The following is a 26075-nucleotide window of genomic DNA, read 5'->3' as shown; positions in this document are numbered from 1 at the left end:
CGGCTCACTCCCAGGCGTTGCGCCACGCCTTCCAGGCGCCGTCGACCCAGTCCGGCTCCGAGAGCCCTCCCGCCGTGTCCTGGTTGTAGGCCTCCTGGACGGCCACGCGGACCATCGCGTACCGGCGCTGGGTCAGCAGCAGCTTGTCCTGGCTCCAGGCGTCCACCAGGGGGACGACCCGCAGATGGGACGGGAGGTAGCGCCAGGACTCCCTGAGCGCCAGGGCGCGAGGCGGGATTGCATGGGCAGGCAGGTTCAACCGGACCGTTCCCGGCTTCAGCCAGCTCCTGAACGAGTCGCTACTGTCGCCGGGCATGAGCTCGGGCCCCAACATCAGGGGCAGGACCAGCTCGAGCCAGTCTCGAGCAATCCGGGGCCTGCCATAACTGACACGCTGCGACTGACTCTCATCATGAAGTTGACGGACGTGTCGGGCGACCTGGGCCTCGTAGATGCGGGTCGCATCCTGCAATCCTTTGTCAAAGTCCTCGAGGTCCAGCGCCTTGCAGACAAGCTCGAGCATCCTCCAGCTCCACTGCCCGCGGCGCCGGCCCGCCACCGAGCAGACGTTGTCGACCCACGCCGCCAGGATGATTCGGAAGAGACAGCGCTCCGCGTTGACGGACTGGACCTTCGGGCTCCGGATGATGCTCTCGAAGCGATGGGTGAAGGCCTTCCACTGCGTGGTGAAGATGAAGGAGTCGAAGTAGGTGTCCCACTGGGGAAGCATCCAGCGGAAGTTCAGCTCGACGAGCGAGTCGCTCTGCAGCACCGCCTCGTGCTTCGTCACCACGAGCTCTGGCGTCACATCGAGAGGCGCCAGCTTGCGGTTGAGCACCAATGATTGGTTGGAAATCACCAGCAGGTCGTGCAACAGCATGAACCAGCCCGTCACGAGGGGAGGCATGGGGATGCTGCGGCCGGACTTCTCGAGGTCGTGCAGCTCGAGGATGACGTCCTTGAAATAGCGCAGGTGCAGCTCGCTGCTGAGAACCAGGTCGTCGCGATTCTCGTTCTTGTTGTTCAACCCCAATTCGCCACGCCACTCCAGTGCGTCGGACAGGGCCGACAGCTTGACGCGCCGCACGGGCTCACCGGTCAGGTCCAGGGTCACGCGTCCCATCGGATTGCGACGAATGACACGGTGGAGGAGCTGCTCGCTGGCCCAGTTCGGCAGGTCACTCTCGTCGATGGCCATCAGCAGCATCCGATGGGCGATGCCTATGGCCAGCACCCCAAAATCGCGCGTGTCCGCGGTCGCCGGGTCGCCCTGCTTGCGCGCCGCCAGGTCTTGCTGCTTGCGCGCTTCTTGAAGGTGGTAGGCGCGGCGCACCTCCTGCCAGAGGTCCAAGGCGGTCCGAGCCGACATGGACAGGGCGAGCCTCGCCGCATACGTGAAGACGGGAGACGTGTCCGACGGCTTCCGCGAGCGCGACTCCTGCTGCTGGCCGAGCTCCTCCAGGAGCCGAAGCCGGCCCTCCGAATCGCGATAGAAGCGCCCCACGAATTCCGCCGTCTGCCCGGGCCCGTTCTCCTGCGACTCCTCCTGCTCCCCACCTTCTCTTCGCAGAACCTCGCGGAGGCTCTTCAGCAGCAGCCCCTCGGGCTTCTTCTTCGTGCCCTCCCCGTCCTCCTGTCCTTCTTCCTCCTCATGGTCCTCCTCGACGTCGAGGCGGTCCTTGACCTCGAAGAGGTCGGCGAGGACTTTCGGGTCATGGTGGCCTGAACCGCTCACCGTCAGGTGGAGCCCCTTCAGGTACTCACAGAGCGGCGTCTTGTCCGAGGACGCGCCCGCGATGGAGGCGGGAGCATAGAAGTCCCAGACGGCCCGCGGGGTCAGCGGATCGATTTCGATGCGGTGCACCGGAGGCAAGACCCTGCGCATCGCGGCGGCGGCCTGGCGCCGGGCGATGGACCGCGTCTCGTCCTGCTCCTTCGCACCGGAAGTGGCCTTGCCGAACTCGGTCAGCTCCGCCTGGAAGGTCCGCTCAAGGAAGAGTTGGAACTCCTGGCGTCCAGAGGCGAGGACGAACCAGAGCCTCCGGCTGGCCACCATCCGCGTCAATTTGAGGATGAGGTGGAGGTGCTGGATGCTCCGGTCCACGTTGTCGATGGGCAGGATGAGGATGACCCCTTCCTTCGACTCACTCCCATATAGACGCCGCGCAAGGTGTCTGGACACCGCGTCGATGGCTCCGAAGAGACGGCTCCGGAAGTCCGCGTAGATTTCGGCGGCCTTGAGCTGGTACTCGGCGCGCTGGCGGGCATCCTGCCCCTGCACCGGCGCCCCCTCCCACATGAACGTGGCATCCCGGACGAGCGTGTCGACCTTTCCCCACGGGTCCTCCGCACCCTCTTCGGGAAGGACGGCGGGGATGAGCTTCTGGCTCTTGCTCCCGGAGAGGTCGAGCTCCAGCGAGTCGCGCACGCGCACCAGCAGCGTGGCCAGCAGGTTGGCCTCCGCCGCCAGGGGCTCCATGTCCAGGGGCTCCAGCCAGACCATGTGCCGCGTGAAGTCCCTGAGCTGGCTGCGCAGCTCGCTCGCCTTCGTGGACGCGTCCGCAACGGCATCTGGGATGAACTCATCCGGCCGCCGGAAGGCATAGGCGGCCGACAACAGGACCGTCGTCTTCCCGAAGCCTCTGTCACCGGCGACGAGCACGCTGGTCGCGAGCTGCTCACTGGTGGCCCGAGAGTTGTCCGAGGCGTCGGGCTCGCGCGTGGCCCCGACCTCCTTCGAGGGAAGTGAGCGGACGGCCGAGCACAACCAATGGATGAGATCCGCCGTGGCCTTCTGGGTCGTCGGCTGGAGCTCGGACCACTTGAGCGGCATTGCCTCCGGCCTCGGACTGGGGTCGGACCTCGAACGTGGGGCAGCGGCGCTTCCGGCGTCGTTGGCCATGTCGTCCCTCCTCCAGGCTTGCGCTCGACCGGGTGGACGGGACAGTTGAGGTTCCGGGGGCGTGCGCGGCAACGGGCTGGAGTGCGCGAGGACTGTCCATCATCGCCACACCGTACGAGGGTGGATGGTGCCCTGCCCTCCGGGGCCGGCTCACCGGCGAGAGGCGTCCGCCATCCACGCGATGGCCCGCCGCACCGCGACCTCCAGCGAGTCGCAGCGCTCCAGGTGGGGCTGGTGGTACTTCACCGCCGCCCAGAGATAGTTGCGTCCCCGCACGTCGGGCTCGACGTGGAGGAAGGTCTTCAGGCCTCGTCCGGCGAGCACGCCCAGCTCGAAGCGGGCCGCGAGCGAGGACTGGTCGCCCGCGAAGTGGACGACGGCGCAGCCCGACTTGAGGAGGGCGCCCTGCTCCTCCTTCACCAGCGTGTCGATGAGCGCCTGGTGCGCGTCTCCGTTCTCATGGGTGATGCCGTTCCAGCGCGCGTCGCTGGGGTCGTGCCAGGAGACTCCCGCCGCGTCGAGCAGCGCCCTGGCGCGGCGCCGCCACTCCGCGCCGTGGCTGCCGTAGAGCGCGACGTAGGTACCGCGCGGGTGGATGAGAGCGGTCATGGGTTCCTAACCCTTGTCCTTCGAAGTGGGCGCAGCGTCCTCCCACGGCCGGACGAGCCGGCGGGTGAGCCGCGCTGTCGGCATGGCGAGGAAGTTGACGTAGAGCCGCAGGGCCCGGGCCCGATACTGGGAGACGATGGCCTCCCTGCCCCACCAGTAGAACAGGACGACCAACAGCAACAGGGGAGCCACCCACGGACCGAGCTGCTCGTGCCAGGCCACGATATGGCCCAGGAGCACCAGGATGACGGAGATACAGACAATCCCTATCGACTTGGCCGTGTCGACGAAGCCCCGCGTGTCCGTCGGGTCGATGCCGCCGAGGATTTCGTAGAGCACATAGTCCGTGACCTCTTCGACGTTTCTAAACGCCCAGAGCGCCTGCTCATCGGCGAGCCGCTGCTTCACCTTCTTGCGAAGCTCCTGGAGGGCCTTGGCCTCACTCGCCGCGGAGACGCTGAAGCGGGTGGCGGGGTCGAAGTTCCGCTTCAGCCTGTTGTCGAAGAGGAGCTGCTGGATGGCCCCGAGCGCGTAGCTGATGCCGATAGCCAGCAGGATGAAGAAGACGATGAAGGCCGATGACGGCTGGAAGTCCTTGTTCCCCAGATACGCGAGCCAGGCCTTGAACTGCTCCCTGGCCGGGACCCCGACCAGCTCGGCCCGGATGAGCTCTCCCACGACGACGAAGACGAAGAAGGTCATCGAGGGCGCGAATCCCCTGCGAATCAATCCCTCGAAGGCCTGGACGATGGTCTGGATGGCCGTCTCCATTCGCGCGGGGTTCCTCGTGCCGGGTGCGCGGCGCTACGGGGCCTGGGTCCCCGCGTCGGAGACCGGTGTCTGGGCGGGCGGAGCTCCGCCGACCTGTATTTCGAACGCGGCTCCAGGTGCCCTCCTGGGTTCCTCCCGGGGAGGGGCCGTGCGCCGGGGAGTGAGGAGGGCCATCAAGGCGGCGATGAGGACGAGCATCAGCCCCACGCCTCCGGGTCCGAGCGCCGGCTGCACGTCAGGGGGTGGCGGGTGGCGGCCGGCGCCGGCTGTACCGGATGCGGCGGATGCAGCGAAGTGAATGAGAATACCCAGCCCGATGGAGCCACAGAGCAGGGCGAAGGCGATGACGACGCGACTGAGCCGTGTCGCCTCGCACATGGCAATCGCCTGCTGGAGCTGCACGCACGCCTCAGGGGTCAACGGCGCCATCCCTGCATCCGCCTCCCCTGCATCCACGTCCTTGCAGTCCACCGGGATGCCGCAATCACGGTTGCCAGGACATTGGCCACTCAGGAAGAAAACCACGATCAGAACCGCGGCCACGGCCCCAGCGTAGAGGGCTACCTTCGTGCCTTCGTCTGGCTTGCACATGGGGCTTCCCGCCTCGTCGCGCCGATTATCCCCGCCGCCGCTCCGCCCCGTTCACGCCCTGGGGTGCCGCGTAAGGCAACCGACACAACACCTGCGTGCCCAAGCCCACGTCGAGGCGTCGTGGCCGCGCCGCTGGCAAGTATTCCTTCGTACGTCCAGGCCCCACGCCGAGGTGTCGTGGCCACACCGCCGGCCTCATGCACCTTCGTAGAGAAAACCCGGGTCCGGGTCTCACCGCCGGGAAGGCTTCCCCAGCATGCGCAGCGCGAGCTCCGCATGGGCCTCCGCGAGGGCCTCGACGTCCAGCGCCCCACCTGGCTCGTACCAGTACGGCAGGCGCACCCCCATGGCGGCAATCGCTCTCGCGGTGACGAGGGGATGGGGCGGAGCGAAGCGTCCCTTCGCCACGCCGCGCTCGATGACCTCCAGCAGCAACGCTGCGGACTGCTCCCGCAGCGTCTGCGCCGGAGCGGCCATCTCCGGCGCCAGCGCGTAGAACTCCTCGTTCACCACCAGGGCGAGCTGCGGGTGCTCCGCATGCGCACGAGTATGGGCGCGGACGAGCGCGCGCACCTGCTCCGCCGGGTCCGAGCCCGCTTCCAGCAGTGCAGCCCGAAGCATCTCGTGGTGCGACTCATGGCCGATGCGCACCAACTCCGCGAGCACGTGGTCCTTGGAGGGGAAGTGCGCGTACAGCGCGCTGGGCCGCAGCTCCAGCGCGGCGGCCAGGTCCCGAATCGACGTGTCGTGGAACCCCCTGCTCGCGAACAGGTGCAGGGCCGTCTCCAGGATGCGCCGGCGAGTGCCCTCGGGGCCTGCGGAGGGCGGAAGGCTCGACTGCGGGGCTCGCAGCCGCGAGCGGGTCGGGGTTTTCATGAAGGACCTTGTAAAACGAACGTTCGTTCAGATACGGTTCCCGCCAAGACTGGAGCAGTTCTACCCGAACCCATGAATGGCCGTTCGTTCGAACGGCGGCCGCCGCCAGGAGACCGGGCATGCCGATGCTTCCGCTCGAGGGAGTCTCCCTGCACTGCGACACGGCGGGTGACGGGACTCCGGTGCTGCTCCTCCACGGGCTCGGCTCCTCCGGGCGCGACTGGGAGCTCGTCAAACCCCGGCTCGCGGCGCGGCACCGCGTCCTCATTCCCGACGCGCGGGGCCATGGCCGGAGCGAGTCACCTCCGGGGCGGTACGGCGTTCCCCTCTTCGCGCGAGACATCGCCGCGCTCTGTGACGCGCTGAACCTGCGACAGGTCCACGTGGTGGGCCTGTCCATGGGCGGGATGATGGGTTTCCAGCTCGCGGTGGACCGGCCGGACCTGGTGCGCAGCCTGGTCGTCGTCAACAGCGGGCCGGAGGTGAAGGCACGGACGCTGCGCCGGAAGTTCGAATTCGCGTTGCGGTTCGTGGTGCTTCGGTTCCTCGGGCCCATGCGCATGGCGAAAATCCTGGCGCCCAGGCTCTTCCCCAAGCCGGAGCAGGCCCACCTGCGTCAGCTCGTGCTCGACACCCTCGGGCACAATGAGCCCGAGGTGTACTTCCGCGCGACGCGTGGGCTCCTCGGGTGGAGCGTGCTGGAGCGTATCCGGGACATCACCTGCCCCGTGCTGGTGCTCCACTCCGAGCGCGACTACACGCCGCTGCCCGAGAAGCAGGCCTATGTCGACCTGCTCCCGAACGCACGCCTCCAGGTGCTGAGCGACTCCGGCCACGCGGCGCCGTTGGACCAGCCCGAGCGGGTCGCCGACGCAGTGGAGACGTTCCTCCGCGACGTCGAAGGCGCGGCGGGTGCCACGCGCGGCGTCGGCTGAGCGGTCCGGACTTCCCCCCCGAAGGAGGCAGGCCCATGTCGATGAGTCGGAGTGTTGGCGCGCTCGCGCGGATGCTGCTCGTGTCTCTCGCAATCTTCTCCGGTGCCCCGGCCGAGGCCGGCTCCTGGGTGTATGCCACCTACGGCACCCGGGGCCTCCAGCTCTGGGTTCCCGAGGGCTACACGCCGGACACGCCGCTCCCGCTGGTGGTGGCGCTGCACGGCTGCTTCCAGAACCCGGACCAGTTCGCGGGCCTGACGCGGCTGAACGTGAAGGCGGACGCGGAGAAGTTCCTGGTGCTCTATCCAAACCAGGCGACGTTCGCCAACCCCACCCAGTGCTGGAACTTCATGCTCGGTAGCAACCAGGAGCGCGGCAGCGGCGAGCCCGCGCTGATTGTCGGCATGGTGGACCTGGTGAAGCAGCACTACGCGGTGGACGCGCGCCGCGTGTACATCGGCGGCGTCTCCTCGGGAGGCGTCATGGCGGGCACGCTGATGGCGTGTTACTCGGACGTCTTCGCCGCCGGCATGATTGGCGCGGGGGCCATGTACAAGGCGGCCACCACCTTCTCCGGCACGGCCTGGGCCATGGAGTTCGGCAGCATCTACTCGCCGGATGACCGGGGCCGCGACGCGTGGGTCTGCTCGGGCCGGCCGCGCCGCACGGTGCCGGTGCTCGTCATGCACGGCAGCGCGGACGACGTCGTCAATCCCGTCAACGGTGAGCAGGCGGTGCGACAATTCCTGCAGACCAGCGACCAGGGCGACGACGGACTGAACAACGACAGCGTGCGTTATGTGCCGACCTGGACGGCGAGCGGCAGCGTGCCAGGAGGCCGCTCCTACACCGTGAAGGACTACGTCTACGGCGGCGAATTGCTGGCACGGCACTACGTCATCCAGGGCATGGGCCACGCATGGCCCGGCGGTGACTCCCGCTACCCGTTCGCGGACCCGTCGGGGCCGGATGCCACCACCTTCATGTGGGACTTCTTCAAGCAGCACGCACTCGACGCGCCGTAATTTTCGCGGCCCATGGGACGTCCTGGCTTTCTGCAACTCAGTGTCGCAACGTGAGGGTGCCGCTCCCCCGAGCGGCGTTCCCCTACACCTGGGAGTCGGTCATGCGTCGATTCTTCGTGATGATGTCGCTGGTGGCGCTGAGTGCCTGCGGTGGTCAACCGCCCGCCGAGGAGACCCCCGCCGAGCAGCAGCCGGCATCGGGTGACGTGAGCGCGACGGCCATCTGTTCCTCGGCCAATGCCTGGGAATGCTTCTGCGCCCAGTACAAGACCTCCACGACGTGCAACCAGGCCAGCCAGGGAAACTGGCACTGCGTCTGGGTGAACAACAAGTGCGGCCCGACCTACGAGTAGCCTGACGCCTTGGAGCGCCACGCACGTTGCGTGGCGCTCCGCGTTGCGCCCGGCCCATCAGGCCGCCTGCTGGGCCTGCGCCTTCACCGCCTGGACCTCGAGGGCAATTTCAATCTTCTCGCCCACGAGGACGCCGCCCGTCTCCAGCGCCTGGTTCCACTGCAGCCCGAAGTCGCGGCGGTCGATGGACGTCTTCGCCTCGAAGGCCGCCTTGGTGTTGCCCCACGGGTCCTTGCCCACGCCGAGCTGCTCGGCCTCCAGCACCACCTCGCGTGTCACGTCGCGGATGGTCAGCTTGCCCGTCACCTTCAGGCCGTTGCCGCCCGCCTTCTCCACCTTCGTGCTCTGGAAGGTGATGGCGGGGAACTTCGCAACCTCGAAGAAGTCCGCCGAGCGCAGGTGGTTGTCGCGCTGCTCCACGCCCGTGTTGATGCTCGCCGTGTCGATGGTGACGGACACGGAGGACGCGGTGACGTCCTGCTCGTCCAGCGACACCGTGCCGCTGAACTTCTGGAAGCTGCCGCGCACCTTGGCGATGACCATGTGACGGACGCTGAAGTGGATGCCGGAGTGGGTGGTGTCGATGTTCCAGTTCGTGGTGGCCATGTGCGTGCTCCCTTTCGTGTCCCGCGGCGTGTGTGCCGCGTTTTTGATGAGCGAAAGGTAGCGGCCGGGGGGCCCCCGGATTAGACGGGCCCGGCAGGAAGGACTGTTCCACCCATGGGACAATCCCCGCCCCAGGAACCGCCATGGACCTCAACGAGCTCCTCGTCTTCGCCCGGGTGGTGCAGGGCGGCAGCTTCACGGCCGCGGCCCGCGCGCTGCGCATGCCCAAGTCCACCGTCAGCCGGAAGGTATCCGAGCTGGAGGAGCGCATCGGCGCGCAGCTCCTGCAGCGCACGACGCGACAGCTCCGCCTGACGGACGCCGGGCAGGCCTACTACGCGCACTGCGCCCGCGTGGTGGCCGAGGCCGAGGAGGCCGAGCTCGCCGTCACGCGCATGCAGGCCGCGCCGCACGGGCTGTTGCGCGTGACGACGCCGCTCACCTTCAGCTTCCTCGGGCCCATCGTCGCCGAGTTCCTCAAGCGCTACCCGGACATCCAGGTGGAGATGCTGTGCACGGACCGCTCCGTGGCCCTGGTGGAGGAGGGCTTCGACGTGGCCATCCGCGCGGGGCGGCTGGCGGACTCGACGCTCATCGCGCGCAGGCTCGGGGACATCGAGCGCATCGTCGTGGCGTCGCCGGCCTACCTCGAGGCGCACGGGGAGCCGAAGACGCCCCGGGACCTGGAGAAGCACGACTGCCTCATCTTCGGCGCGAGCGTCGGCGGTGCGATGTGGAAGCTGCACTCGGGCGCGAAGACGGTGGAGGTCGCGGTGCGGGCGCGCATGTGCGTCAACGAGCCGGACATGTTGCGCGCGCTGTCCCGGGCGGGCGCGGGCATCGCCCTCTCGCCGGACGTCCACTACCTGGAGGACGTCGCCGCCGGGCACCTGAAGCGCGTGCTGCCGGAGTGGGGCTCCACGGGGACGCCGGTGCACGCCGTGTACCCGAGCACGCGGCACCACGTGCCCAAGGTGATGGCCTTCGTGGACTTCCTGCGCGAGCGCTGGCCCGCCCACACGACGGGGACGGCGCCTCGCGGCGAGCGCTCACGCTCGGGGGACTGACGAGCGGGGATTCTGGTGCGGGCCCGCGTGCGCCGGTGTCCCATGGGAGCCACGGTTGTCGGGCGCCGCCGCCGGTGACTTCCCTCTCCGGCGACGCCGCCGCTTCTTGGCCTGAGCACCCCCGGGCTGCCCTCCGAGCGCCTGCAGCACCCGCGTCCGAATCCCACGCTCCAGCCCCAGCTCGTGCATCAGCGAGTGCACCTGCTGGGTGCCATGCGGATGGAGCAGCGTCTCGGCGAGCCGCTCGACGATGTCGATGCGCAGCGCCACCGGGCCGAGCACCTCGTAGCCGAAGACGCGCGCATCCCGGCCGCCCAGCTCCGAGACGTCGAGCACCGGCTCCTGCGGAGCCCCCTTGGGGCACGGGGCCTGCTGGAACAGCGCCGTCAGCATGCAGCGCCGCTGCAGCGCGTGCGGAGCCAGCGCCTCCGCGACGTAGAGGAAGCGCTGGCCCTCGCGGACGCCCACGGCCTTCAAGCGCTCACGGGCCTCGGCGTCCAGGAGCTTCCACTGCTCCTGTGCCTCCCGCTGGGAAATCACTCCCAGCCCCTCGGCCAGGCGGTACGCGAGGCCTCGCGTCGCCGCGGAGCGCCCCGCTCCCGTGAGGGCCTCGGCGGGAAAGCCTCCCATGGCCTCGGTGACGAGGTCTCTCGCCAGCGCCACCAAGCGGCGCTCCAGCCGCTGCCGCGCGCCGCCAGTCCACACCTCCGGCTCCGCCAGAGCAATCAGCGGTGAGCGCCGGTCCTTGCCGCGCACCAGCCGGCCCAGGGGCTGGCCTTCGAACGAGATGCGTCCCAGCGCATCCACCTCGAAGGCGTCGTGCGTGGCGTCCACCACGCGCTGGACGAACTGCTCCTCCGTCATCGCCTCGCCGTCGGCGTCCGGCATCTCGCCCAGCAGGTGCCCCAGCTTGGCGAAGGGGCTGTCCGAGCGAGGCGGCGGGTTCGCGCCAGGCCTGATGAAGCGGCGTGCGCTCCTCCGCGCGGCGCGTTGGACGAAGCGCTCCACCAGCCGCTCGTGCAGGGCGTCTCCCAGCGCGTCCTCGATGCGGCGGGTGCGCTCCTGCCAGTGCTCGGCGTCGTGCAACCAGCTCGAGCGATGGCTGATGTACGTCCAGATGCGGATGGCGGCCAGCCGGTCCATCAGCGTGTGGATGTCTCCGGAGACATCGTCGAGCGGCGACACCTGCCTGGACAGCCAGTCCTGCTCCAGCTTCCCGTCACCGTCGGCGAGTTGGAGGAACGTCTCGCGCAGCAGCGACACGTGCTGGCCGAAGAGGCCCTTGCGGAAGTCCGGAATCTGGCAGACCTGCCACAGCAGCTCCACCGAGGCGCGGTCCGTCACCACCTCACGGATGGCGGGGACCTGCGACAGCTCGCGGAGCGCGTCGAAGTCGTCCGCGCGCTCCACGCGGATGAAGGCATTGTTGCGCGGCGCCCGCGCGAGCGAGTCGAGCAGCGCCTCCGGGTTCGCGAAGTCGAGCTCGGAGTTGCGCCAGATGAGGCTGCGCACCGAGGAGAAGCGGTGGGTCTCGATGGAGGACACGAGGCGCGGGTGCAGCTCGGGCAGCATGTTCAGCATGCCGAAGCTTCCGTCATTCAGGTGGCGTCCCGCGCGGCCGGCAATCTGGGCCATCTCGTCCGGGAAGAGGTCCCGCTGCTCGGCGCCGTCGTACTTGGAGAGCGCCGCGAAGGCCACGTGGTTGAGGTCCAGGTTCAACCCCATGCCGATGGCGTCGGTGGCCACGAGGTACTGCACCTCGCCGGACTGGTACATCGCCACCTGCGCGTTGCGCGTCCTCGGGGAGAGCGCGCCCAGCACCACGGCCACGCCGCCCCGGAGGCGGCGCAGCGCCTCGGCGAGCTCGTACACGCGGTCCGCGGAGAAGGCGACGACGGCCGAGCGCGGAGGCAGGCTCTTCAGGGAGCGGCGCCCGGTGTAGCGCAGCTGCGACAGGCGGGTGGCGCGCTTGAAGGAGGCCTGCGGAATCAGCGACTGCACCATCGGCCGCATCGTGTCCGCGCCGAGGAACCACGTCTCCTTCCGTCCCCGCGCGTGGAGCAGCCGGTCCGTGAAGACGTGCCCGCGTTCGCGGTGCGCGGCGAGCTGGATTTCGTCCACCGCGAGGAAGTCGACCTGCCTGTCCGTGGGCATCGCCTCGACGGTGCAGATCCAATAGTCGGGACGCGGAGGCAGGCGCTTCTCCTCGCCCGTCATCAGCGCCACGCGTCCCTCGCCCACCCGGGCGGTCACCCGGTCGTAGACCTCCCGAGCGAGCAGGCGGAGCGGCAGCCCCATCATGCCCGTGTCGTGCTCGAGCATGCGCTCGATGGCCCGGTGGGTCTTCCCCGTATTCGTGGGGCCCAGCTCCGCCACGACGATGGAGTTCATTCGCGAATTCTAACTCCGAGCACGCCCCTCCGCCCGGGGCTGGTCCCCGAGAGGCCGAGCACGGCTCGCTCAGACGTTCCAGCTAACGCGGGAGCCCCGTCGCTGCTTCCGGCATGTCCTCGTGGACGCCCACACGCCAGCTCACGCCCACCAGGCCGCAGTCCCGCACCAGCAGCTCCACCAGTGCGCCGTAGTTCTCTTCCACCCATTGGCGGAAGTAGACGTCGGGCACGGCCAGGATCAGACGGCCGTCCTCCACATCCACCGGACGGGCCTTCTGGAGCCACAGCAGGGCATAGCGCTTGCCCTGGTCATGGAGCCGCGTGAGACATCGATGCCACGCGAGGCCCGCCGGGGTGGACGCGTCCACGTCCAGGGCGGGAGGCGCGGACGCGTCCGCGGTGACGGCGGCTTCGGACAGCGCGTGCGGGACGTAGCGTACCCACACCTTGGGTGAGCAGAAGGCCACGGCGGTGCCCACCGGCTGGCGCGAACGTCCCCAGTCGGACTGGAGGTAGCCGCGGCAGGCGGCCATCAGCCGGCCCTCGTCGCCGCCCACCTTCTCCAGGGCGTGCCGGTACCAGTCCGTCCAGGCCGAGGGCATGTCCTCGCGGGGCACGCCCCGGAAGGCGCGGGCGCGCTCGTTCTGGAAGCTCTCGAAGAAGGCCTGCGCGCGGATCTCCGGCGCGGGCTCGGGGGCCTGGGACACCGGAACGAGGTGCGTGCCGGGCAGGGCGAGCTGGACCGGATCATCGTCCGCGGACACGGCCTCGTCCGGTGGAGGGGGCGGTGGAACGGGCGCGAGATGCGCCAGGGATGATCCGATGTCCATCACCTCCGCCGCTGCTGCAGAAAGAAGACTCTTCTTCTCCGTCTCCTTCTCCCTCTTCTTTCTAGCGGCGGATGTCCCGGTCGCGTCCAGCGGACGTCCAGTGGACGCGGCAGCCTTCGCGGCACGCTCTTTTCGTTTTCGCTCGGCATCCTTCCTCCTCTTTTCGAGGACTTGCACGTAGCGGTCGCAGAGGGTGAGCCGGATGCAGTCGCCCTCGCGCACGAGGACGCCGGTGCGGATCAGCGTGTCCCAGAAGGCACCGGGGGTGCCCGTCCAGCGGACCGCACCCTCGACCGCTTCACACCAGATGGCCTCGTCCGCGGACGCGTCCCGCGGACGTCCAGCGGACGCGGGGAAGGGTTCGAAGCGTCCGGAGGGCAGTGCCTGCACGGCCCAGATCTGAAGCTCGACGATGGCGCCGAGGAACGCGCGACGCTCCATGCCCAGCAGGCGCGCGGCGCCCACCACGGCGAGGCTCATGGGAAAGCCCACGTCGACTTGCACCCAGTCCAACCCGCCCACGATTCACTGCCTCCAATGATCCGCGCTCGAAGCGCCGATCCCGTTACCACCCATGCCTGCCGCAGCCTGTCGCACCCTGAAGACACATGGGCGGAGAGGTCGTGAGCTGATCGCGGCCAACCTCTATGACAGAGACGTGTCGGTGATCCAGGCCCGCGCGATCTGCGTCGTGATCTGGAAAGCGTCCACCCCCCACGTCCCGCTGCCCGTGAAGATCCGTTGTTCGCACTGCGACACGGAGCGCGAAATTCCGTGCGTGTGCAGCAGCTCTCTACAACTCGCAACATGGGATGATCAGCGCACCCGGATCACACTTGCATTCATGTTGAAACATGTTTCATGTTGTATCAGTCACCCGGCATGATCACGTCGGACGCGGACTCCTTCGACGTGCGCAAGTGGGATGTGGACGCCTGAGGCCCTGCACCTGAGGTGCGAGCACCGCGCGAGGCATGCGAGGGATGCGCGGCTTCGCGGAGCGCGGCCCTGCGCGCTCGTACACGAAGCCTGCCGCGATGCACGGCGGGCCACGCCCGCCCCGGAGAGGCGTGCCGGGGCGGGCATGATCCACTACTGCGGCTTGCTGATGACGAGCTGGTACGTGCCCACGCCCGAGTAGTTCACCACGCGGTAGCGGTAGTACGCGGCCGTGCCCGCGTAGGAGATGCTCTCCACCGAGGTGGAGCTCTCGCTCGCGGCGACCTGCACCCACGCGGTGCCGTCCCAGCGGTCCAGGTACAGGTCGAAGTCCGTCCCGCTCGGGCCCGTGAAACATGCGGCGTGCGTGCCGCTCACGGTGCTCTGGTAGTAGGTGCCACCGGGTTGTATCTGCGTCTGTCCATTCGCGCCGCTGAACGTGCCCGAGTACGCGGTGCCGGGGCAGGTGGAGCCGCTGCTCACCGTCACGTTCTGCGTCGCGGTGCCGGTGGCGCCCGCGTTGTCCGTCACCGTCAACTGCACCGCATACGTGCCCGCGGCGGAGTACGTCTTGCTCGGGTTCGTCGCGCTGGACGTCGTGCCGTCGCCGAAGGCCCAACCGCGCGTGGCAATGGAGCCATCCGCATCCGTCGACGTATCACTGAAGCTCGCCGTCAGGCCGCTGGTGGTGAAGTTGAAGTTGGCCACGGGGTTCTGGTTGGCCGTGCCGCCCGTCAGGGTCGCCTTCCACGCGCCACGGCCGTAGGTGCCGGCCACGAGGACGTGCGGCGAGTCATCCACCTCCAGGTCCATGACGACGAGGCCGAGCGGCAGGCCGGCGGAGAACGGCACGAAGGTGTCGCCGCCGTCGGTGCTCTCGTACACACCGACGTCGGTGCCCACGAAGATGCGGTTGGTGGCGAGCGGGTCGATGGCCACGCTGTTGGCCGGCACGTTGGGCAGGCCCGCGCCCACCGCCGTCCACGTGGTGCCGCCGGTGGTGGAGCGATACAGCTTGTTGCCACCAAAGGCCGCGCGGGTGACGAACACGCGCTGCGGATTGCCCGGCGTCAGCGCCACGTCGGACACGGTGCCGCCCGGGAAGTTCCCCGTGACGTTGGTCCACGTCACGCTCGCGGCCGCCGCGTCCGCCGTGGAGAAGACGGTGCCGCTGGAAGTGCCGACGAAGGTGGGAATCGTGGTCCCCGTCTGCATCGGCGTGATGACCGAGACGCGGGCGCCCAGGTTCGCCGAGACGGCCGTCCACGTCATGGGGTTCGTGGTGGTGGTGCCGCGATACACCGTGTCACTGGCCACGAAGATGCGGTTGCTCGCGACCGCCATGGGGGTGACCCAGGGGAAGTTCGCGGAGGCGGTGATGCCCGTCGTCGCCAGCTTGCTGAAGCTGTTGGGCGCGCCGCCCGTGGTGGAGCGGTAGATGCTGGGCAGGTTGCTGGAGGGATAGCTCGTCTGGAACACGTAGTTCGTGTTCGTGGGGTCCACGGCGTTCATGAAGCCGTCGCCACTGACGAAGGTCAGGTCCCACACGGGGCTGGTGGTCCGCCGCGAGGACGAGTTGTCCTGCGCGCCACCGAAGATGGTGTCCGCGTTGGAGGGGTGCAGCGCCACATCGTAGAACTGCGTCACGTTCAGGTTCGAGTTCATGTTGGCGAACGTCGAGCCGCCGTCGTCCGTGCGCCACAGGCCACCGTCGCTGCCAATCCAGAAGCGGCTGCCGTTGGTGCGCGAGTACAGGACGACGTGCGTGTCCTGGTGCACCGTCTGCCCCGAGCCCCACGTGGTGGTGAGGAAGGTGAACGTCGCGCCGCCATCCGACGAGCGCGCGGGGCGGATGGTGCCCACCAGCACCTGGTTGACGTCCGTGGGGTGCACGGCGATGGCCTGGTTGTAGGTGCACTGGCCCTCGCACGCGCCGCTGGTGCGCAGCGTCCACGTGGCCGCGCTGTCCAGGGAGCGGTAGACCTGCCCGCCCTGCAGCACGTAGAGCACCTTCGCGTCGCTCGGCGCCATGGCCAGGCGCATGCGGCTGCCCGACGGCGTCATGCCGCTGCTGGAGTTGACCCACGTGGCGCCGCCGTCGGTGGACTTGTAGACGCCCTGGCCGGGGACGCTCGCGTAGGCCGTCGCGGTGCCCGGCGCGAAGACGATGTCCTCCACGTTGAAGCTGAGCACGCGCGTCCACGTGGCCCCGCGGTCCGTGGAGCGGAACATCCCGGGCCCCGTCGGAGAGCTGGAGCCGGTGCAGCTCCCGGCTCCACCCGCGAGCACCACGTTGGTGTTCGTGGGTTGCACGGCCACGGCGTTGACGATGGACAGGGGCATCGCGGTGGCGCCCGAGCCGTTCTTCGCCGTCCACGTGGCGCCGCTGTCCGTGCTCAGGAAGACGCCCTGGCCGAAGTAGCCCGCGCACCCGCCGCCGTTCTTGTCGCCCGTGCCCACCCAGACGTTGGCGGGCGCGGATGGCTCCACGTAGATGGAGCCGATGGGCAGCGTGCCCACGGCGTCGAACAGCGGCGTCCAGCTCGCGCCCGCGTTCGTGGTCTTCCACACGCCGCCAGCGGCGCTGCCGAAGTAGACGGTGTTCTCGTCGGTGGGGTGCGGGACGACGGAATTCACGCGGCCGGAGACGCGGCCCATGGTCCAACTGCCCATGCCCATCGCCGACGGGCCCATGGACGTCCACACCTCACCGGCCAGGGTGAGCGTGTTCTCCCGCGCGCGCTTCTGCTGGCGCAGCTCGTTGACGGCCTTCGCTCGCTCGGACCGTGGGTTGGCGCGCACCTTGTCCAGCCCGCGCGACTCCGTGAACCAGCGCTTGCGCTCTTCAATCTCGCGGCTCTCGTCACGAGCCCCGCCGCGTCCTTCGCGCTCCCGCTCCTCTTCGTCCAGCTCCCGCTCCTGCGCCCAGGCACTGCTCCCCAGCATCGACAGCGCGAGCGCGAGGAACGCGCCCCGCCGTGCGGACGGCATCAGCTTCATCTTGGACTCTCCCCTGCTTCGGCCACGCATCCGGGTGACGCGCGGCGCGGCGAACCGGGCACGGCCCCGAGGTCAGGGACGAAGGTCGTGGAGAGGGGACGTCACCGGGACACTCACGGTAACGCCGCGCCCTGACTCACCCTGAAGTGAAATCGCCCGCCGCGCGGCGTCAGGCGCAGGGGCCTCTGCTGTCACCGGAGAAGTGCAGTGCCCGGCGCGGTGGGGTCGTTCGGACACGCTCCGCGTGGCGCGGAAGCTCACCACCACGGAGCGACTGCTCCTCACGGCGGGTCACTGGACTCCATGCCCCAGGAGCCGGTCATGGGCACCGGACGAGAGCCGCGGGTGTGCAGGCTGCCCTCGGGCCGCACGAGTGCCTGCATGGTGGGCATCAACCAATCCGCGATGGCCCGGCTGAATCGTCTACTCTGCCCGCGTCTCGGAAAGTCGGGGTGCTTGTCTCATGGGTGGTGGTCGTGTCCTCTCGCCAGTTCTCCTCGTCGGCGCCGGCACTGGCGAGGCCACGTGCGGCATCCTCTACCTGGCGAGCTACCTGCGTCGCGGCGGCATCGAGGCCTTCGTGCGGCTGTACGACGGGGACGAAACCGAAGCCGAGGTGACGCGCTCCTTCGAGAGCCTCATCGCCCGCGTGCGCCCGAAGCTCGTCGGCATCAGCCTCAAGTGGTTCCACCATGTGGACCGTGCGCTGCGGATTGCACGGACGCTGCGGAAGATAGACCCCGGGATTCAAATCGTCGTGGGCGGCAACTCCGCCTCGTACTGGTGGAAGGAATTGAGCGCCTTCGACTGCATCGACCACATCGTGCTGGGCGACGGCGAGCGGCCGCTGCTGGCCCTCTGCCAGGGCGACCCCTCCCCTCCCAACTGCGTCACGCGGTACTCCGACGGCCGTCCCCGGCGGCTGCCGCTGGCCTACGTGCAGGGCGCCACCAACAGCGAGGACATCTACTACTCGCACTTCAACGACATCTTCCTGAGCCGGCTGGACCAGAACTCCTTCTCGGGCTGGGTCGCGCCCGGCAAGGGGTGCGGAGAAAATTGCCTCTACTGCGGCGGAGCCCGGGGCAACCAGAAGGCGGACTTCGGGCGCGCGAAGCCCTTCCTCCGCGCCGAGGAGAGCGTTCGCAAGGACCACCAGGAGATTGCCAGCAGCACGTGGCAGATGCGCTACGACTTCTCCGGGAGCACGGCCCAGTTCCTGGGCAACAGTTGGGCGGGCGTGGACCTCTCGCGCCACTGCTGCACGTACTTCCTGTGGGGCGTACCGAAGATGGAGCTCGTCGACGCGCTGGCCGGGACGTTCCAGCGCGTCTACATGGTGGTCGATATCGGCTGCTTCTCCGAGCAGCAGCGCCTGGAGCAGATGAGCCGCGGGCTGCTGAAGCCGTGCGCGAAGGACCGGGAGCTGCTCGACCTCATCGAGGCCTGCCGCCGCCATCCGAACCTGGAGATTGAAGTCTCCGGCATCGGCGGCCTCCCCTTCGCGAGCAAGGCCACGCTCGCGGAGGAGCTCCGGCTGGTGGAGCGCGTCATCGACCTGGACTGCGTGGTGGGCTACCAGCGGCTCGAAGCGCAACCCGGGGCGCTCGTCACGGAGCACCCCGCGCGGTTCGACATGGTGAGCGAGGCGCGGACCTTCACCGAGTTCGTCGACTACTTCGAGCGGCGCGAGCCCGGTGATGTGTCGGTGCCGATGATTCGCTTCCGCGACGCGGAGCTCGAGGCGGCGGTGCAGCGCAACTCGGACCGCGTGGATGCCCTGGCGTGGGAGCACCGCGACGCGAGGAAGCGCGTGGACCTCGATGGCCGCACGCGGCTGAAGAACACCGCTCCGTCGACGCAGCGGTTCACCCTGGGAGACTGGCTGGGCAGCCACCGGGCTCCCGCGAAGCTGGCGCGCGAGCCCGTGACCGTCGTGCGCTCGGTGGATGGAATCACGCTGAGCTGCGCACCTTCCGTCAGCCCGCGCCGGTTCTCGGATTCAACGCTCGTCCAGGGCGAGGATGGCGCCATCCTCCTCGCGGCCCTCACCGCCTTCGAGCGCCCCACCACCATCTCCAGCGCGGTGACACAGCTCGGGAAACAGGAGCGGCTCGACCCGGACTCGGCGCGCGAGGTCATCGAGCACCTCGTGGACGGACGCTTCCTCCAGCCGGCGTAGCCGGCCGCGGCCGGGTCATCGTGCACCTCGTCACCGGGCGCGTCTTCCCGCCGGCGCGGCGCACGGACGAGCACGCGGCCCACTGCTTCGCGGGCGGGGTGTACGGCGATACGCTCGCGGCTCCTGCTCGACGAAGGACCCTCCTTGAATGTCTCGGTGTTGATCCAGTTCGCCTTCTACTTCCTGGGTGTGGGGCCGGTCGTCGCGGGAATCCTCGCCGCCAAGGCGTCGCCTCCGGTTTCCACCTTCGCGCGGCACTACCTGTTGCTCTCGTGGCTCGCCTATGCCGCCGCGACCGGCTGGTGCCTGTGGACCTGCTTCTTCGCGCGCTCGACGGGCATCGGCAATGGCGTCTTCCTCATCATTGCCATCCCTCTGGGCGTCTTCACCGGAATCCTCTTCAGCGTGTGGCGCGCAACGGACCGGGATGCCTTCTAGTTGCCGTAGCATCATCGTTGCGCTTCCGAGTCCTCACAGCGCCACATGGCGCGATGCATGATACGTGTCCTCGGTGTGACGCCCGGAGCACTGGTGCGCAACCGCCCGCATCGGGGGTGGCAAGTTCCAGCGTCCTCGAATGACGGCCGTGGGCATCGTGCAGGACGGGAAGGTGTAGAGGGGAGTCCACCCCGCTTTCTCGCGCAATGACAGACACGTTCCCGTCTGCACGGCGTCAGTATTTGATGCTAGCGTTGTATGCATGCCCTGGCACCTGCACTGGAAGAGCGCGGCGACGCTGACCGTGCTGTTCGCGATGTCCGGCCTCATCGGGCCCGACGCGCACGCGCAGCAATGCATTCCCGAAGACCCCGAGCCGAACAAACCGCTCAATGACAAGATGAGCGACACGCGGCTCCTACGCCGCATGGTGCTCGGGCTCACCGGCACCACGCCGACCGTCGAGCAGTACGAGGCGATGGCGGCCGCGGCCACGCCCGAAGCACGCACCGCGCTCCTGCGCTCGACGCTCGACGAGGTGCTCGCCTCGCCGAAGTTCTACGAGCGGATGGTGAACTTCGGACACGAGTGGATCACGGTGGGCGCGTACACCACCGGCGCCCAGGGCGACGCGTACCAGGGCGACATGTCCGGCCACCTGTTCCGGTGCGACGCCAACAGCAAGCATCCCGGCGCGTTCTACCACGTGAACGAGTTCGGCCCCTCGAAGGACTCGGCCAGGCAGTGCTCGGACCTGGATGCGGACGGCAACGCCGCCGTGCCCGAGGTCCGCGCCATCGAGCCCTGGTGGGCTCCGGGGACCACCGTCACCGTGCTCGGCAAGGCCGGCTCCGACGTCAAGCAGGTCGTCGATTCCAACAATGGGAAGGTGTACGACTGCGGCGTCGCGAACGGCGGCTACTACGACCCCTCGCTGCCCACGGGGTGCGGCTGCGGCCCGAACCTGGCGTGGTGCTCGCCGCTCTCCGGCCTGGGCGGAGGGAGCACCTTCGACCTCCTGGGCACTCAACGGCGCCACCCGTACGAGGAGCCCGCGCGCCTGTTCGCGCACCTCGCGTGGCATGACCGGCCCCTCTCGGACCTCGTCGTCGGCAACTACTCGGTCGGGACCAACTGGCTGCGCACGCTGTACGTGCGCTTCGGCCGGCAGATGGGCAACAAGCCGGAGAACGAGAACACCACCTGGTGGCGCGCGGGCCAGGACAGCTCCCCGAGAGACCCGCTGCACCCCACGCCGAACGACCCACAGGCGTGGCGCGAGTTCGTCGTGGAGGACCTGGAGCCCTACCACCTCGCGCTCACCCCCGACCGCTCGCGCTCGGGCAGCCTGGACCGCACCTACCGCTTCGACCCGCGCACCACGACCGAGCCGCCCAAGGGCCTTCCCGCCGCCGGCGTGCTCACCATGATGGGCTCGTTGTCCTCGTTCCCCCGCGAGCGCGTCCGGGCCGCGCGCTTCCTGGAGATATTCGCCTGCCAGAACTTCTCGCCGCCGCCCGCGGACGTGCACTTCCCCCCGCTGGAAATCGACCCGGCGACCGGTGGCACGTGCCTGCACTGCCACAAGACGCTGGACCCCGCGGCCATCTCCTTCAAGCGGTGGGACTTCAGTCCCTTCTCGAGCTACTACGTCCCGTGGCCCTTCCTCCCGGGCATTGGCAACCAGCGCATCACGAAGGAGTGGCTGTCCGGGCAGTATCCGCACACCGGCACCGCGCCGGGCTTCCGCTGGAAGAACGCCTTCGTGCCCAACACCGTGCTGACGCCGGTCACCCCCGAGCAGCTCAAGACCAATCCGGAAGCGGTGATGCTCGACACGATGCCCGAGAGCTACACGCTGCTCGGCGAGCACGGCGACGGCACCATGGGCCCGCTCGGCTTCGGCAAGCTGCTCGTGCGCTCCGGTGAGTTCGACCGCTGCGCCGCGCGCAGGCTCTACGCGATGTTCATCGGCCGGGATTTGAACCCGGCCACGGAGAAGGGCTTCATCGACAAGCTCGCGAGGGAGTTCGTCGCGAGGGAGCGCAAGCTCCGTCCCTTCATCCGCTATCTCTTCGAGCAGCCCGAGCTGCGGAGGGGCCTGTGATGCGTACGCTGCGTTCGCTATTGGGAGCCGTCGCGCTGGCCTCGCTCGCGCTCACCCTGACGGCCTGCACGGAGCAGGGCACGGCCCGCGTCGTTGACGCCGCGGGCCCCGACCCGGACGGCGGCACGGACTGCCAGGCGGTGAGCAAGAACGACGAGATTCGTCTCGCGCTCGCGCCCGCGTGCCAGGGCTGCCACCTCACCGGCAACAAGCCCTTCTTCGCCTCGCTGACCGCCTTCGAGAACGGGCTCGTCTACGACGAGAAGTACGTGAAGCGCGGGGACCCGGGGAACAGCCTCCTCGTCCAGATGCTCGAGGGCACCGCCCCCGGGAGCTATCCGCAGATGCCGCCGGGCCAGCACTACGACGAGCTCGTCGCCAGCGGCAAGGTCACGCTGACCATCGCGCAGGTGGAGGAGTGGATTCGAGACCTGCCGGCTCCGCCCGAGCGGATGGAGGAGCCCTCGCCCGCGGAGTTCCGCGTCCGCCGGCTGTCCGCCGAGGAGATGGTCGTCAGCCTGATGGACCAGCTCGGGCTCGGCCTCGAGGACTTCGTCAGCACCAGCAACCCCGACTGGCGCAACCGGGCCTACGTGGTGAACTGGAACAAGTTCTTCGTGTGGCCCGGTGACTGGTCGCCCGGCATCTCCGGCGAGTACGTCTCCGACCCGCGCACCGTGGAGCGCTTCGAGGCGCTGGGCGGTGGCAACTCGCTCCTGTACCGCAAGAAGGACGTGAGCTTCGGTCCCTCCGCCGGGCAGGCGCTGGTGCAGATGTCGCAGGCCTGGTGCGCGCGCGCGGTGGACAAGGCGAACAACAAGGCGGTGCTGCGCTACGTCGCGCTCGCGGACACCTCCACCAAGAACCCGGACGCGGTGCAGAAGAACCTGCGCTACCTCTACCTGCGCATGCTCGGGCAGCCGGCCACGGACGCGGAGGCGAAGGCGCTGTACGAGCAGGTCTACCTCCCGCTCGAGACGCAGAGCACGCGCCTGGCCTGGATTGGCGTCTGCGCGTCGCTCATCCGTCACCCGCTGTGGATTACCTACTGAGCCGAGGACCCCATGCCCAATACCTCTCGTCGCACGTTGCTCAAGTGGGCCCTCGGAGCGGGGCAGCTCGCGCTCCTCGAACGCGCGGGGCTGCTCGGCTCCGGCGTTGCCCACGCCGCGGACGCAGATGCTCCCTCCCGGCTCGTGGTGCTCTACATCCCGGGCGGCTTCCGGCCGGCGTACTACTTCACCCCGATGGAGGACGCGGACATCCCGCTCTGCGTCCCTCCGCCCGCCGGCTACGCCAGCGAGCCCGTCTTCTTCGACGCGAGCAAGCTGGTGAACCTCGCTCCCGCCAACGGCCCCTACAAGCCGCTGCGGACGTGGCAGTCGTGGAATCCCCAGGACCCCGCCTCGCGCGCCAACTACAGCTACAGCCCGCTCATGTACGGCTACACGCACTTCGGGCTGGCGTCGCAGCTCAGCGTGCTGCACGGCATCGACCAGGGCACCAATGACCACGCGAGCGCCTTCATCTCCGCGATGTGCGGCGTCGCCGGTGCGGACTACCGGGCGCCCGCCGTCCACTCGGTCATCGCGAACCACCTGTATGAGAAGTACCGGGAGACACGGCCGCTGCCGTTCGTGGTCGTCACCGGAGACCGGGGCATGCCCGTCGGCATGGGGCTGCCCTCGCACGCCTCCCCCGTGCGAGTGCCCTCCATCGAGGCGCTCAAGCCGATGCTCTCGGCGAAGCCCACGGACAACGCCTGGTGGACGGGACTGGATGCGCGCACCGAGGGGCCCGAGCTGGACGCGCGGGGCAAGCCCACCGGGAGCAATCTGAAGACGACGACGGTGGAGCGCTACTCGCTCTCGCGCGCCCAGCAGTTCATGGGCCGCTCGACGGCGAAGGTGGACAGCTACATGGAGGGCCTGCACGGCTCGCTGTCGTCCGTGTCCCGCGTGCTGGCGACGGACGTCGTGTCCGTGCTGGAGAAGACCAAGGGCATCGACGCGCTGAAGACGAACCGTCCCGTGTACCTGTCCAGCTACCTGAGCGAGAGCTTCACGTACACGTTCGGCCTGGCGAACTTCCACCTCGTGGGGATGGACCCGCGAATGGACATGGCGCTGCGCCTGCTGAAGTCGGACCTCTGTACCTCGGTGCACGTGTCGCTGCAGCTCGACTTCGACACCCACAACGGCCTGGGCCACGCCTTCAGCTGCGCGCACGGCCGCGGGCTCATGGACTGCGTCGCGCGCTTCCTGGGCGAGATGAAGGCCACGCCCGCCCCCGGCAAGCCGGGCAAGACGCTGCTCGACGACACGCTGGTGCTGGTGATGAGCGAGTTCGGCCGGAGCTGGGCCTCGCGCTCGAGTGACGGCAGCTACTACCAGCCAGATGACCACCACCCCTACACCTCGGTCTGCTTCGCGGGTGGAAACGTGGCGGGGAACCGGCAGGTGGGCTCGTACACGACGCGCGGGCTCGGCGTCCCGGTGGACATCGTCGAGGAGACCGGACAGACGTCGAAGCGCGTGCCCCGGTCCGCGGACGTCGTCACCACCGCGCTGCGCATCATGGGCATGGACACGCACGAGTTCTTCATCCCCGGCGGCTACGGCGAGGTGGTGGGACTCCGGAAGGCGTAGGGCACTCCGGCCGCCCGCCGGCCTGCCGCTGTGCTTCCAGAAGCCGTCGCTACCTTTGACCTGGAGGGCCCGCGAACGCGCGGGTCCTCCGGCGTCCAGGAGGTGGAGCGTGGCCACACCCGAAGAGCTCTTCCGGACCGTTCACACCGCGCTGGGGAGCGAGCCGCGCATCGGCCTGCCGCACCACCCCATCCGGCTCGGGATGGAGTGGGGAGACCTCGTCATGGAGGGTGTCCTCGAGGACGTGGCCGCGAAGAAGCTGGCGCTCGAACGAGCGGCCGCCGTGCCCGGCGTGGACCGCATCATCGACAAGCTCCGGGTGCGGCCGGCCCGGCGGATGACGGATGGCGAGATTCGCCAGCATGCGTGCGACGCGCTGCTCGGCGAGCCGGCGATACAGCACATCGCCGTGCGCGAGCGGGAGGGCCACGAGGTCCGCGAGCTGCGCGTCACGGTGCCGGGCTCCCGGGGCGGCGCCATCGAAGTCCGTGTGGAGGACGGCGTGGTGACGCTCGACGGCGACGTGAGCGGACTGGGGGCCAAGCGGCTGGCGGAAGTGCTCGTGTGGTGGATTCCGGGCGTGAGGGACGTGGTGAACGGCCTCGGCGTGGACCCTCGCGAGCAGGACAACGATGGCGAGATTGCCGAGGCGGTGCGCATTGCCCTGGAGAAGGACCCTCTCGTGAATGCGGGGAACATCCAGGTGGCCACGCGCCACAGCATCGTCACGTTGACGGGCGCGGTGCCGAGCCCGGAGCAGCGACACATGGCCGAGATGGACGCCTGGTACGTCTGGGGCGTGGACCGCGTGGTCAACCGGCTCCAGGTGGTCCACTAGCGAGGGGCGCTTCCCGGTACCGCGTCGTACGCGAGCGAGATGGAGAGGTCGCGCCACGTCTGCGACTCCTGTCGCCGGGTCGCGAGCGTGTGCTCCAACAATTCGACTGCGTCGGTGCCTGCCTGGAAATGCAGCGGCGGCGTCTCGGAGGCGGCCAGCGTGAGGAAGGCCTGGGCCAGCTTGCGTGGGTCTCCGGCCTGGTTGCCATTCATCTCCCGGGAGCCCCGGCGCATCTCGCCCGCCGTGGCGTCGTAGTCGTCGATGACCTTCTGCGCGTACGCCGCCGAGCTGTCGGTGAGGAAGCCGGTGCGGAAATAGCCGGGCTCGACGAGCGTGACCTTGATTCCGAGCGGGCGGACCTCGTGCGCCAGGCTCTCACCGAGCCCCTCCACCGCGAACTTCGTCGCGCAGTAGGCGGACGCACCCGGGAAGCCGGCGATGCCCGCCGCCGAGGAGACGTTGAAGATGTGGCCCGACCGCTGTGCGCGCATCGTGGGTAGTACCGCGCGGGTGACGGCGGCAAGGCCGAACACGTTGGTCGCGAACTGCCGGGCGAGCTCGTCGGCAGTGCATTCCTCGAATGCGCCAATCAGCCCATAACCCGCGTTGTTGACGAGCACGTCGATGCGGCCGAACCGTGCGATGGCCGCCTTCACGGCTTCTTCTGCCTGCCCCGGTCGGGTGACATCGAGTGCGAGCGCGAGCAGTCGCTCGGAGGTGCCGAGGGCCTGTTCGACGGCTTCGGCCTTGCGGCCCGTGGCGACGACGGAGTGTCCGGCCGCGAGCACCGCCTGGGCGAGCACGGCGCCAATGCCACGCGACGCGCCCGTGATGAACCAGATTTTCGACATGGGAAGTCCTCCATTGCATCGGGGCGACACCGGGAGGGCGGCCCCGCGCTGCATCCAGATAGCGCCGGGCCGATGAGCCGATTAGAGCCCGCGAACGGAATGGCTTCATGAATC

20 protein-coding genes are annotated in these 26075 nt (G+C 68.9%); 10 read left to right on the top strand and 10 right to left on the bottom strand.

What is annotated here, in order from left to right:
- Positions 1-4: 4 nt before the first annotated feature.
- The 5 genes from ACVTJA_RS14215 to ACVTJA_RS14195 all read right to left on the bottom strand — a co-directional run bounded on the left by ACVTJA_RS14215 (position 5) and on the right by ACVTJA_RS14195 (position 5749).
- A complete protein-coding gene (locus tag ACVTJA_RS14215; RefSeq protein ID WP_465836901.1) occupies positions 5-2833 on the bottom strand; it encodes a hypothetical protein in 2829 nt (942 codons plus the stop codon).
- 219 nt (positions 2834-3052) lie between these two features.
- Positions 3053-3511 carry a hypothetical protein gene (locus ACVTJA_RS14210; RefSeq protein ID WP_465836900.1) on the bottom strand — a complete coding sequence of 153 codons (459 nt, stop codon included), beginning with the start codon at positions 3509-3511 and terminating at the stop codon, positions 3053-3055.
- A 6-nt stretch (positions 3512-3517) separates the two neighbouring features.
- Positions 3518-4282 carry a hypothetical protein gene (locus tag ACVTJA_RS14205; protein WP_465836899.1) on the bottom strand — a complete coding sequence of 255 codons (765 nt, stop codon included), beginning with the start codon at positions 4280-4282 and terminating at the stop codon, positions 3518-3520.
- A gap of 33 nt (positions 4283-4315) precedes the next feature.
- Positions 4316-4873 (bottom strand): hypothetical protein, encoded by a 558-nt coding sequence (locus ACVTJA_RS14200; RefSeq protein ID WP_465836898.1) that lies wholly within the window; start codon positions 4871-4873, stop codon positions 4316-4318.
- A 231-nt stretch (positions 4874-5104) separates the two neighbouring features.
- Positions 5105-5749: a TetR/AcrR family transcriptional regulator gene (locus ACVTJA_RS14195; RefSeq protein ID WP_465836897.1), complete on the bottom strand. Its 645-nt coding sequence runs from the start codon at positions 5747-5749 to the stop codon at positions 5105-5107.
- Between the two features lie 119 nt (positions 5750-5868).
- Between ACVTJA_RS14195 and ACVTJA_RS14190 the strand changes: the two genes are divergently transcribed.
- From ACVTJA_RS14190 to ACVTJA_RS14180, 3 genes are all read left to right on the top strand, one after another.
- On the top strand, positions 5869-6684 hold the full coding sequence (locus tag ACVTJA_RS14190) for an alpha/beta fold hydrolase (RefSeq protein ID WP_465836896.1): 816 nt from the start codon (positions 5869-5871) through the stop codon (positions 6682-6684).
- A gap of 35 nt (positions 6685-6719) precedes the next feature.
- Positions 6720-7709, top strand: coding sequence for an extracellular catalytic domain type 1 short-chain-length polyhydroxyalkanoate depolymerase (locus ACVTJA_RS14185; RefSeq protein ID WP_465836895.1), 990 nt, complete (start codon positions 6720-6722; stop codon positions 7707-7709).
- A gap of 101 nt (positions 7710-7810) precedes the next feature.
- Complete coding sequence (locus tag ACVTJA_RS14180) at positions 7811-8062, top strand: hypothetical protein (protein ID WP_465836894.1); 252 nt, start codon at positions 7811-7813, stop codon at positions 8060-8062.
- A gap of 57 nt (positions 8063-8119) precedes the next feature.
- Here the strand turns inward: ACVTJA_RS14180 and ACVTJA_RS14175 are convergent, their stop codons facing one another.
- Entirely contained in the window at positions 8120-8668 is a 549-nt protein-coding gene (locus ACVTJA_RS14175; RefSeq protein ID WP_465836893.1) for a YceI family protein, read from the bottom strand.
- A gap of 143 nt (positions 8669-8811) precedes the next feature.
- On the opposite strand from ACVTJA_RS14175, the gene ACVTJA_RS14170 reads away from it, so the two are divergent.
- Complete coding sequence (locus tag ACVTJA_RS14170; protein ID WP_465836892.1) at positions 8812-9735, top strand: LysR family transcriptional regulator; 924 nt, start codon at positions 8812-8814, stop codon at positions 9733-9735.
- Here the strand turns inward: ACVTJA_RS14170 and ACVTJA_RS14165 are convergent.
- The 3 genes from ACVTJA_RS14165 to ACVTJA_RS14155 all read right to left on the bottom strand — a co-directional run bounded on the left by ACVTJA_RS14165 (position 9718) and on the right by ACVTJA_RS14155 (position 16897).
- Positions 9718-12126 carry a helicase-related protein gene (locus ACVTJA_RS14165; RefSeq protein ID WP_465836891.1) on the bottom strand — a complete coding sequence of 803 codons (2409 nt, stop codon included), beginning with the start codon at positions 12124-12126 and terminating at the stop codon, positions 9718-9720. The genes ACVTJA_RS14170 and ACVTJA_RS14165 overlap by 18 nt on opposite strands.
- A gap of 82 nt (positions 12127-12208) precedes the next feature.
- The gene (locus ACVTJA_RS14160) at positions 12209-13480 is read right to left on the bottom strand and encodes a DnaA N-terminal domain-containing protein (protein WP_465836890.1); all 1272 of its coding nucleotides are present in this window, start codon (positions 13478-13480) and stop codon (positions 12209-12211) included.
- 570 nt (positions 13481-14050) lie between these two features.
- On the bottom strand, positions 14051-16897 hold the full coding sequence (locus ACVTJA_RS14155; protein ID WP_465836889.1) for a PKD domain-containing protein: 2847 nt from the start codon (positions 16895-16897) through the stop codon (positions 14051-14053).
- A 463-nt stretch (positions 16898-17360) separates the two neighbouring features.
- Here ACVTJA_RS14155 and ACVTJA_RS14150 point away from each other — a divergent pair, with 463 nt between their 5' ends.
- From ACVTJA_RS14150 to ACVTJA_RS14125, 6 genes are all read left to right on the top strand, one after another.
- A complete protein-coding gene (locus ACVTJA_RS14150; protein ID WP_465836888.1) occupies positions 17361-19079 on the top strand; it encodes a B12-binding domain-containing radical SAM protein in 1719 nt (572 codons plus the stop codon).
- 156 nt (positions 19080-19235) lie between these two features.
- Positions 19236-19517 (top strand): hypothetical protein, encoded by a 282-nt coding sequence (locus ACVTJA_RS14145; protein ID WP_465836887.1) that lies wholly within the window; start codon positions 19236-19238, stop codon positions 19515-19517.
- A gap of 262 nt (positions 19518-19779) precedes the next feature.
- Complete coding sequence (locus ACVTJA_RS14140) at positions 19780-21624, top strand: DUF1549 domain-containing protein (RefSeq protein ID WP_465836886.1); 1845 nt, start codon at positions 19780-19782, stop codon at positions 21622-21624.
- Complete coding sequence (locus tag ACVTJA_RS14135; RefSeq protein ID WP_465836885.1) at positions 21624-22676, top strand: hypothetical protein; 1053 nt, start codon at positions 21624-21626, stop codon at positions 22674-22676. Before ACVTJA_RS14140 ends, ACVTJA_RS14135 begins: the two co-directional genes overlap by 1 nt.
- 12 nt (positions 22677-22688) lie before the next feature.
- Positions 22689-24272, top strand: a complete 1584-nt coding sequence (locus tag ACVTJA_RS14130) for a DUF1501 domain-containing protein (RefSeq protein ID WP_465836884.1) — start codon at positions 22689-22691, stop codon at positions 24270-24272.
- A 109-nt stretch (positions 24273-24381) separates the two neighbouring features.
- Positions 24382-25110 (top strand): BON domain-containing protein, encoded by a 729-nt coding sequence (locus tag ACVTJA_RS14125; protein ID WP_465836883.1) that lies wholly within the window; start codon positions 24382-24384, stop codon positions 25108-25110.
- On the opposite strand, the gene ACVTJA_RS14120 is transcribed toward ACVTJA_RS14125, so the two are convergent.
- Complete coding sequence (locus tag ACVTJA_RS14120; protein WP_465836882.1) at positions 25107-25961, bottom strand: oxidoreductase; 855 nt, start codon at positions 25959-25961, stop codon at positions 25107-25109. The two genes, ACVTJA_RS14125 and ACVTJA_RS14120, sit on opposite strands and share 4 nt — an antisense overlap.
- Positions 25962-26075 lie beyond the last annotated feature (114 nt).

The organism is Pyxidicoccus sp. M6 (genome assembly GCF_055568925.1).
The sequence above is the reverse complement of the archived record's forward strand: the minus strand, read 5'-3'. Positions and strand labels throughout refer to the sequence as shown.

Excerpts from the sequence above, each read along its gene's own strand:
- ACVTJA_RS14140 (WP_465836886.1), top strand. The coding sequence starts at position 19,780 with ATGCCCTGGCACCTGCACTGGAAGAGCGCGGCGACGCTGACCGTGCTG.
- ACVTJA_RS14190 (WP_465836896.1), top strand. The coding sequence starts at position 5,869 with ATGCCGATGCTTCCGCTCGAGGGAGTCTCCCTGCACTGCGACACGGCG.
- ACVTJA_RS14170 (WP_465836892.1), top strand. The coding sequence starts at position 8,812 with ATGGACCTCAACGAGCTCCTCGTCTTCGCCCGGGTGGTGCAGGGCGGC.
- ACVTJA_RS14165 (WP_465836891.1), bottom strand. The coding sequence starts at position 12,126 with ATGAACTCCATCGTCGTGGCGGAGCTGGGCCCCACGAATACGGGGAAG.
- ACVTJA_RS14175 (WP_465836893.1), bottom strand. The coding sequence starts at position 8,668 with ATGGCCACCACGAACTGGAACATCGACACCACCCACTCCGGCATCCAC.
- ACVTJA_RS14185 (WP_465836895.1), top strand. The coding sequence starts at position 6,720 with ATGTCGATGAGTCGGAGTGTTGGCGCGCTCGCGCGGATGCTGCTCGTG.
- ACVTJA_RS14215 (WP_465836901.1), bottom strand. The coding sequence starts at position 2,833 with ATGCCGCTCAAGTGGTCCGAGCTCCAGCCGACGACCCAGAAGGCCACG.
- ACVTJA_RS14120 (WP_465836882.1), bottom strand. The coding sequence starts at position 25,961 with ATGTCGAAAATCTGGTTCATCACGGGCGCGTCGCGTGGCATTGGCGCC.
- ACVTJA_RS14150 (WP_465836888.1), top strand. The coding sequence starts at position 17,361 with ATGGGTGGTGGTCGTGTCCTCTCGCCAGTTCTCCTCGTCGGCGCCGGC.
- ACVTJA_RS14210 (WP_465836900.1), bottom strand. The coding sequence starts at position 3,511 with ATGACCGCTCTCATCCACCCGCGCGGTACCTACGTCGCGCTCTACGGC.
- ACVTJA_RS14205 (WP_465836899.1), bottom strand. The coding sequence starts at position 4,282 with ATGGAGACGGCCATCCAGACCATCGTCCAGGCCTTCGAGGGATTGATT.
- ACVTJA_RS14135 (WP_465836885.1), top strand. The coding sequence starts at position 21,624 with ATGCGTACGCTGCGTTCGCTATTGGGAGCCGTCGCGCTGGCCTCGCTC.
- ACVTJA_RS14200 (WP_465836898.1), bottom strand. The coding sequence starts at position 4,873 with ATGTGCAAGCCAGACGAAGGCACGAAGGTAGCCCTCTACGCTGGGGCC.
- ACVTJA_RS14195 (WP_465836897.1), bottom strand. The coding sequence starts at position 5,749 with ATGAAAACCCCGACCCGCTCGCGGCTGCGAGCCCCGCAGTCGAGCCTT.
- ACVTJA_RS14130 (WP_465836884.1), top strand. The coding sequence starts at position 22,689 with ATGCCCAATACCTCTCGTCGCACGTTGCTCAAGTGGGCCCTCGGAGCG.
- ACVTJA_RS14155 (WP_465836889.1), bottom strand. The coding sequence starts at position 16,897 with ATGAAGCTGATGCCGTCCGCACGGCGGGGCGCGTTCCTCGCGCTCGCG.
- ACVTJA_RS14180 (WP_465836894.1), top strand. The coding sequence starts at position 7,811 with ATGCGTCGATTCTTCGTGATGATGTCGCTGGTGGCGCTGAGTGCCTGC.